This is a genomic window from Mesobacillus foraminis (genome assembly GCF_004340465.1).
GTDB classification, from domain to species: Bacteria; Bacillota; Bacilli; order Bacillales; family Cytobacillaceae; genus Mesobacillus_B; species Mesobacillus_B foraminis.
Window position 1 is genome coordinate 18,991 of record NZ_SLVV01000008.1, and the last position, 8,012, is coordinate 27,002.

An 8,012-nucleotide genomic window follows, 5' to 3' on the forward strand; every position below is an offset into this window, starting at 1 on the left:
TGCGGAAGCATTGGTGAGATCTACATAGGTTTGAAGGTAGGTGACATTGTGGGTAAAATAATTGCAATTGCAAACCAAAAAGGCGGAGTAGGTAAAACAACCACCTCCGTAAGCCTGGGAGCCTCTTTAGCCTATATAGGCAAGAAGGTGTTGCTCATTGATATCGACCCTCAGGGGAATGCCACAAGCGGAGTAGGAATTGAAAAGGCAGATGTCGAACAGTGTATTTATGATGTACTGGTGGATGATGTGCATGCCAAGGCGGTGATCCTGCCGACAACTGTCGATAATTTATTTACCATTCCGGCTACGATCCAGCTGGCTGGTGCCGAAATTGAATTGGTGCCGACTATTTCCCGGGAAGTCCGGCTTAAAAGGGCGCTGGAAGAGGTAAAAGAAGCTTTTGATTATATCCTGATTGATTGCCCGCCATCATTGGGCCTGCTTACGATTAACTCATTAACCGCATCTGATTCCGTCTTGATACCGGTACAATGTGAATATTATGCGCTAGAGGGCTTGAGCCAGCTATTGAATACCGTTCGACTCGTCCAAAAGCATTTGAATCATGATTTAAAGATAGAAGGTGTCTTGCTGACCATGCTGGATGCACGTACAAACCTCGGCATCCAGGTGATTGAAGAAGTGAAAAAATATTTTCAGGACAAAGTCTATAAAACAATCATTCCACGCAGCGTCCGTCTAAGTGAAGCGCCAAGTCACGGGGAGCCGATTATCATGTATGATTCAAAGTCCCGGGGAGCCGAGGTTTATTTAGATCTTGCAAAGGAAGTGGTTGCGAATGGCTAAAGGCCTAGGAAAAGGTTTGAATGCATTCTTTAATGCTGAAGTGGGGAAAGAAGAAACCGTCCAGGAAATTAACATTAAGGAGTTAAGGCCAAACCCTTACCAGCCGCGGAAGGTGTTTCAGAAAGAAGCGATAGAAGAATTGAAAAATTCAATCCTTGAACATGGCATCCTTCAGCCTTTGATTGTCAGAAAAAGCATTAAGGGTTATGAAATTGTCGTGGGAGAACGCCGTTACCGTGCGGCTGGTGAAGCCAAGCTCAAATCAGTGCCGGCCGTTGTACGGGAGTTCAATGAGCAGCAGATGATGGAGCTTGCTGTACTTGAAAACCTGCAGCGGGAGGACCTGAATCCAATTGAGGAAGGGGCTGCTTACCAAACCTTGATGGAAAAATTGGGTTTTACACAGGAAGAACTCGCGAAACGCCTGGGCAAAAGTCGCCCGCATCTTGCCAATCACATCCGTCTGCTCTCACTTCCTCCAAAAATACAGGACCTTATTTCAAGCGGGAAAATATCAATGGGACATGGAAGGGCCCTGCTCGGTTTACGGCAAAAGGATAAACTCCCTGCAATTGCTGAAAAAACAGTTAAAGAAGGCTTGAATGTCCGCCAGCTTGAACACCTCATTCAACAGTTGAATGAAACTGTTCCACGTGAAACCAATAAGAAACTGGCGAAGGATGTATTCATTCGTGACCGTGAGACCCAGCTGAGGGAAAGGTTTGGAACAACGGTAACGATTAAACAGGCAAAGAATAAAGGCAAAATCGAGATAGAGTTTTTTTCCAAGGACGACCTGGAAAGGATCCTGGAATTAATAGAAAAGCCCCAAGTTTAAGCTATCAATAAAGGATGGCTTTTTTTCTGCCTAAAATCGGCAGTCCCCCGCCAATTTTAGAAAAAAAGAGTAGGAAAATGATCATTTACATGTTAATTTTAAAAATGGGAAACTTCGCAATTCGAAATAAAGAGTCTGGGTGAATAGAATGTTTTTATTAGGAACGATTGTGAATGGCCTGCTGATTATAGCGGGGACCATGCTTGGAAAGCTCCTTCAGCGGATTCCTGAGGGCATGAAAACAACGGTTATGCATGGAATTGGCCTTTCTGTTATGGTTCTCGGCCTGCAGATGGGCTTTAAGAGTGATAATTTTTTAATTGTCATCATCAGCCTTGTGTTTGGGGCTGTAATTGGGGAGTACTTTGATCTGGACGGGAAGCTGAATTCCCTGGGAAACTGGCTTGAAAATCGACTGGGTTCTTCAGCGGAGGGCAGTATTTCACAGGGTTTTGTAACGGCTACGCTTATTTTTGTGATTGGTGCCATGGCTATCATCGGGGCTCTTGACAGCGGGATTCGCGGAGATCATGATGTCCTTTATACGAAAGCAATAATCGACGGCTTTACTTCTGTGATCCTGACAACTACATTGGGAATTGGTGTGCTGTTCTCAGCGATACCTGTGATGCTTTATGAAGGGCTGATTGCTTTGTTTGCAACTCAAATTGACCAGTTTGTCCCAAAAGCCCTAATGGACAGTTTTATTGTTGAGCTGACCGCAACGGGCGGTGTGATGATTTTTGCGATTGGAATGAATTTAACGGGCCTGACAAAGATCAAGGTTGCGAATCTGCTTCCGGGAATTTTGGTGACCGCCATTCTTGTGGCGACTTATTACAGCTATCATTCTTTTGTGTAAAAAAAAGAAAAGGGAGCCGCCAAGGCTCCCTTTTACACTTAATTATGTGGTCTGTTCCTGGCCAAAATCCCATTTGAATTCATTTATGGTTTGCTGCCTTGGAAGCAGCACACTGGTTTCGTGGATTCCATTGGCGATGGTTTTGGCCATTTTTACAACCAGATTGAGCCGGGTATTTTGTAAAACAAAGAACTCCATAAATCCACTGACATTCACGATGCCCGTAATGTGAATATCTCCGACTTCCGGAAGTTCTTTATTGACTCCTGCCCCGGGTTTAACCGGACCTGATGCAATTTGGATCGTACCGACACTTTTAAGCCGGCCAAGGCAGGCATCGATGCCCACAATAAAAGGATTAAAATGCTTTTGCTTGATTTCCGCGAGTTTTTCTTCGAGATTGACTGCATGGATGGGGTCATCTAAGGTACCATAGACTGTAAAGGGAGAAATGCTTTTTTCCTCCAGGAAGGTGCCAATCAGTGGACCCAATGAATCACCGGTAGACCGGTCAGTGCCGATGCAGACAAAGACAATGGGGCGGGCAGTATAAGCTGGGATGAGTGATAGAATCCCTTCTGCTAGTTTACTTGCTGCCATGTCATCTTCGTGGTTTATTTTCACAAGGCTGCCCTTCCTGTCAAAAAAATTCAGATTCATCGGCTCCACCAACCCCTTCTAATTCGTAATAACAGTATACGGAAAATTTTTGTAATCTATACATACCTGTTAAAAGAAACATTTAAACAGGGTATTTTAGCCAGAAGGCTGTTCATGGCAGGGGAAGGTGAGTGCTGCTGCGGGGAATAATGAATGTCTATTTCCTTTTTTAGGCATGCTGATGAAGTCCGATTTCTTTTCTATCGGCAGAAAACTTGTTAAAATAGTGTAGCTTTAATATGTCTGGCAGGTGATGTTGTGGATAAAGTTCAATCAGTTTTGCAAAGGCTGGTTAATAAATTTTCCGATGAGGATACATGGTTCATGATTGGGGAAGGATTTTTAAAAATCCTCGCGATTCTGATCCTTTCATGGCTGATGATTCGGTTTGGCAAGCTGGCTATCAATAATTTTTTAAAAATCAGGACAAGAACGAATCTGAGGATGGTATCTGAACGCAGGGAGGCCACTCTTGTAAAGCTGCTGGAGAACATTCTGACCTATGCCGTATCCTTCATTGCTATTATAATGGTTTTATCTGTGCTGACGATTAATGTCCAGGCAATGCTTGCAGGTGCAGGGATCGTCGGACTGGCTGTGGGATTCGGGGCTCAAAGCCTGGTGAAAGATGTTATTACAGGATTCTTTATCATTTTTGAGGATCAATTTTCGGTCGGTGATTTTGTGAGAATCGGCCAGTTTGAAGGCACCGTAGAAGAAATCGGTCTCCGAACAACCAAAATCAAGAGTTTTACAGGAGAAATTAATATTATTCCTAATGGCAACATTATGGAAGTAACCAATTTCTCTATCTATAACAGTGTAGCTGTACTCGATATTTCAATTGCTTATGAAAATGACATAGAGAAGACAGAGAGGCTTATAAATGAGCTGCTAGTGACAATGCCTGAGAAATATGAAGAACTGGTAGCTGCTCCTGAATTGCTGGGGGTACAGCAATTTGGCCCATCCGAGGTTATTTTGCGCATAGTGGCTGAAACAATTCCTATGAAACACTGGTACATTGGCAGGGTACTTCGCAAGGAAATCAAACAGGTCCTGGATCAACATGGAATTGAGGCTCCATTCCCAAGGCTTGTCATGTATTCCAGACAGGGTGAGGAGCAAATGAGGAACAAGGAATCCGGGCGCCAATAGGAGGAAGGAAATGGAACAAAAAGAATTTCAGCTTAATGATATTGTAGAGATGAAAAAGGCCCATCCATGTGGAACCAACCGTTGGAAGATTATCCGCCTTGGTATGGATATCCGCATCAAATGTGAGGGATGCAGCCACAGCGTCCTGATTCCTAGAAAAGAGTTTTCGCGAAAAATGAAAAAGGTTTTAGTTAGGCAGGAGGAAGAATAATCCTGCTTCTTTTTTTAGTGAAATGGAGTATCCTTATGAAATCTTAAACTATCAATCTGAACAACAAATGGGGATGAGGATGATTGGCAAACGTATTTCATTCAGCCTGTCCGCTAAATTGCTGGGACAGCTGCGCATTCAAGGTAACCGTTGAAGACGGGAAGGTCGTTAAAATTGAAGGGGACGAAGAGCATCCTATCACGAAAGGGAAAATATGCGGAAGGGGAAGGATGCTGGAAAAACGCATTAATTCCTCGGAACGGCTGCTTCATCCGCTAAAAAAAGTGGACGGAGAGTTTTCCAGGATATCGTGGGAGCAGGCGCTTGATGAGATTTCAGGAAAACTGCGGGACTATAAGAATCGTTTCGGTTCAACCTCGGTCCTTCATAGTCATGATTACGCCAATGGAGGCCTGTTAATCAACCTGGACAGCCGCTTTTTCAATTGTTACGGCGGAGTAACCGAATTAACCGGGTCTTTATGCTGGGGCTCAGGAATTGAAGCGCAAAGCTGGGATTTTGGTGACGCGTACAGCCATGCTCCCGGTGATCTTTTAAACAGTAAAAGCATTATCATCTGGGGCCGAAATGTTGCAAGGACTAATATGCACTTATATGAGGAACTTCAAAAGGCTAAAAAAGCCGGAATTAAGCTTTATGTCATTGATCCGATTTTTAATGCAACAGCCAAGATAGCGGATCGGTATATTTCGATTAAGCCGGGGTTCGACGGCTTGCTTGCAGCTGGGATCATGAAGGAAATCTTGCGATTGGAACTGGAAGACCGGGGGTTCATTGAAAACTGTTCGATTGGTTTTGCAGACCTGGAGGCCCTTCTGAACAGTGTATCCCTTGAATATATCAGTTCTGTTACTGAAGTCCCGGCGGAGGTAATGACCGAATTAGCCTATATTTATGGAAATCGTCCTGCGGCAACCATGTTTGGCCTGGGGATGCAGCGGTATGCCAATGGTGGGAATACCATCAGGTTGATAGACGCGCTTGCAGCCATCTCCGGGAATATTGGCATTCCGGGCGGAGGAGCGAATTTTGCCAACAGGCAGGTCGGCCAAAGCTTTAATCTGCAGGCGCTGACGCTGCCTGGCCGGAAGACTTCCGGACGGACCGTTTCGATGATGCAGCAGGCGGAAGCGATCCTGTCAGCGGTTAATCCCGAGATAAAAATGGGGATCGTTACCTGCGGAAATCCACTGACCCAGCTTCCAGATACCAATAAGGCGAGAGAAGCATTCTCCTCATTGGAAACGCTCGTTGTAATGGATCAGTACATGACGGATACGGCTGAACTTGCGGATTATGTTCTTCCTGTTACCTCAGCTTTTGAAACCGAGGATGTTTATTATTCTTCCATGTACCACCATTATGTGAACCATGGACCCAAGCTGGTTGATCCGAAGGGAGAAGCAAAGACGGACGAATGGATCTGGACAGAGCTTGCAAAGCGGCTGGGGTTTGGAGAGGAGTTTTCCTTCTCCAGGGAAGACTGGCTGAGGATGGGCCTTTCCTCTTTATCCGAGGATGGCATAACGCTTGAGAGTTTGAGGGAAAACAAGTTTGCTGAATTGCCAGTGGATCCCGTTCCATGGAATGACCTGAAGTTTAAAACGGAGAGCGGCAAGTTTGAGTTTACATCGTTGGCAGCTGAAAAGGCAGGATTCGAAGGGAAGCTTTCCCTAAGCCTTCCTTCCGAGACGAAATGGACCAGACCCGAGCTTGCAGCAAAATACCCGTATTCCTTGCTGAGCATTCATCCGCTTCGTTCCAATCATTCCCAGCATTATCACCTGTTAACTCCTTCTCCAAAGGTCAAGGTAGAAGTGTCGGAGGATATTGCTCAGGAAATAGAGCTGGGTGACGGAGACTTTGCCAGAGTATGGAATGACCGCGGAGAACTGAAAGGAATTGTTTCAATCCTGAAAAAGGCACATCCGGGAACCATTAATATCGATGAGGGCAATTGGAGCAAATTCGGCGGCAGCGTCAATGTACTGACATCTGACCGGGAATCGGATAACCGGCAGGGGAGCACCTTGTTTGACTGTCTCGTCAATATTGAAAAAGCGTGACCATGCAGGCAGGCGGATGTATTGACAACTTGTCTTTTTACCGTTGACTATCTATAATTGTGAGAGGCAAATTTTAGTTTTAAACTTAGATAATTCTAGTTTGAATAGATCATACTTTAGAGGAGTGACAGGGATGGCCTTAACAGCAGGTATTGTCGGGCTTCCAAATGTAGGGAAGTCCACCTTGTTTAATGCAATAACCCAGGCAGGTGCAGAGTCTGCCAACTATCCATTCTGTACGATTGACCCCAATGTGGGGATTGTGGAGGTTCCAGACCATCGGCTGACTAAGTTGACGGAACTAGTACAGCCAAAGAAAACAGTGCCAACTGCATTTGAATTTACTGATATTGCCGGAATCGTTAAAGGGGCAAGCAAAGGAGAAGGACTAGGAAATAAATTTCTGGCCCATATCCGTGAAGTAGATGCGATTTGTCAGGTTGTCCGCTGTTTTGCAGACGATAATATTACCCATGTATCGGGGAAAGTAGACCCGATTTCCGATATTGAAGTCATTAACCTTGAATTGATTTTAGCTGACCTTGAATCTGTCGATAAACGGATTGGCAGAGTTGAAAAATTGGCAAAGCAGAAGGACAAGGATGCATTGGCGGAGTTTCCGCTTCTTTCAAGGCTGAAAGATGCTCTTGAAAGTGAAAAGCCGGCACGCACAGTCGAATTTACTGATGAGGAAGCAAAAGTGGTAAAAGGACTTCACCTTTTGACAACCAAACCAATGCTTTATGTTGCGAACGTCGGGGAAGATGATGTTGCCGATCCTTCCGGCAATGAATATGTTCAAAAAGTCCGTGAATTCGCTGCAAAAGACAATGCAGAAGTTATCGTTGTCTGCGCGAAGATTGAAGAGGAAATTGCGGAATTAGAAGGCGAAGAGAAGGAAATGTTCCTTTCCGAGCTGGGGATTGAAGAGTCAGGTCTGGATCAGTTGATCCGGGCAGCATACAGCCTTCTTGGACTGGCCACTTATTTTACAGCCGGTGTACAGGAAGTCCGTGCCTGGACCTTCCGACGCGGCATGAAGGCACCTCAGTGTGCAGGAGTTATCCATTCCGACTTCGAAAGAGGCTTTATCCGGGCAGAAACCGTATCCTACGATGACCTGCTGGCAGGCGGCTCAATGGCCGCAGCTAAAGAGGCAGGAAAAGTCCGCCTGGAAGGAAAAGATTATGAAGTGAAAGATGGAGACGTTATCCACTTCCGTTTCAATGTTTAAAAATATATGCCCTGCACAGTTGTGTGGGGCCTTTTTTTTTGCCTTGCGGGGTAATAAAAGTGGGGCTTTGGAGAATAAGATAGGCTTTTTTTAAAGATAAGAAGTCTGTGCAGGTCCCCTGGATGCTGTTTGAAAAATAAACTAGTGGCATT

Annotated in this window: 8 protein-coding genes; 7 read left to right on the forward strand and 1 reads right to left on the reverse strand. The window is 45.1% G+C overall.

Annotation, left to right across the window (positions count from 1 at the left end; translation table 11 throughout):
- The first annotated feature begins 48 nt into the window (after positions 1 to 48).
- From EV146_RS15210 to EV146_RS15220, 3 genes are all read left to right on the forward strand, one after another.
- Complete coding sequence (locus EV146_RS15210) at positions 49 to 810, forward strand: ParA family protein (protein WP_121610421.1); 762 nt, start codon at positions 49 to 51, stop codon at positions 808 to 810.
- On the forward strand, positions 803 to 1,648 hold the full coding sequence (locus EV146_RS15215) for a ParB/RepB/Spo0J family partition protein (protein WP_121610422.1): 846 nt from the start codon (positions 803 to 805) through the stop codon (positions 1,646 to 1,648). The genes EV146_RS15210 and EV146_RS15215 overlap by 8 nt, the downstream gene beginning before the upstream one ends.
- Positions 1,649 to 1,796: 148 nt before the next feature.
- Entirely contained in the window at positions 1,797 to 2,510 is a 714-nt protein-coding gene (locus EV146_RS15220) for a DUF554 domain-containing protein (RefSeq protein WP_132007771.1), read from the forward strand.
- Between the two features lie 42 nt (positions 2,511 to 2,552).
- Here the strand turns inward: EV146_RS15220 and yyaC are convergent, their stop codons facing one another.
- Positions 2,553 to 3,170, reverse strand: coding sequence for a spore protease YyaC (gene yyaC / locus EV146_RS15225; protein ID WP_121610424.1), 618 nt, complete (start codon positions 3,168 to 3,170; stop codon positions 2,553 to 2,555).
- 258 nt (positions 3,171 to 3,428) lie between these two features.
- Between yyaC and EV146_RS15230 the strand changes: the two genes are divergently transcribed.
- From EV146_RS15230 to ychF, 4 genes are all read left to right on the forward strand, one after another.
- Positions 3,429 to 4,328 (forward strand): mechanosensitive ion channel family protein, encoded by a 900-nt coding sequence (locus tag EV146_RS15230; RefSeq protein WP_132007774.1) that lies wholly within the window; start codon positions 3,429 to 3,431, stop codon positions 4,326 to 4,328.
- Between the two features lie 10 nt (positions 4,329 to 4,338).
- Positions 4,339 to 4,539, forward strand: coding sequence for a DUF951 domain-containing protein (locus EV146_RS15235; RefSeq protein ID WP_121610426.1), 201 nt, complete (start codon positions 4,339 to 4,341; stop codon positions 4,537 to 4,539).
- Positions 4,540 to 4,622: 83 nt separating this feature from the next.
- A complete protein-coding gene (locus EV146_RS15240; protein WP_132007777.1) occupies positions 4,623 to 6,626 on the forward strand; it encodes a molybdopterin-dependent oxidoreductase in 2,004 nt (667 codons plus the stop codon).
- 133 nt (positions 6,627 to 6,759) lie between these two features.
- Positions 6,760 to 7,860, forward strand: coding sequence for a redox-regulated ATPase YchF (gene ychF, locus EV146_RS15245; RefSeq protein ID WP_132007780.1), 1,101 nt, complete (start codon positions 6,760 to 6,762; stop codon positions 7,858 to 7,860).
- Positions 7,861 to 8,012 lie beyond the last annotated feature (152 nt).

What these genes read in the sequence shown, in the direction of transcription:
- EV146_RS15235 (WP_121610426.1), top strand. Translation starts at nt 4,339, where the DNA reads ATGGAACAAAAAGAATTTCAGCTTAATGATATTGTAGAGATGAAAAAG.
- EV146_RS15220 (WP_132007771.1), top strand. Translation starts at nt 1,797, where the DNA reads ATGTTTTTATTAGGAACGATTGTGAATGGCCTGCTGATTATAGCGGGG.
- EV146_RS15215 (WP_121610422.1), top strand. Translation starts at nt 803, where the DNA reads ATGGCTAAAGGCCTAGGAAAAGGTTTGAATGCATTCTTTAATGCTGAA.
- ychF (WP_132007780.1), top strand. Translation starts at nt 6,760, where the DNA reads ATGGCCTTAACAGCAGGTATTGTCGGGCTTCCAAATGTAGGGAAGTCC.
- yyaC (WP_121610424.1), bottom strand. Translation starts at nt 3,170, where the DNA reads ATGAATCTGAATTTTTTTGACAGGAAGGGCAGCCTTGTGAAAATAAAC.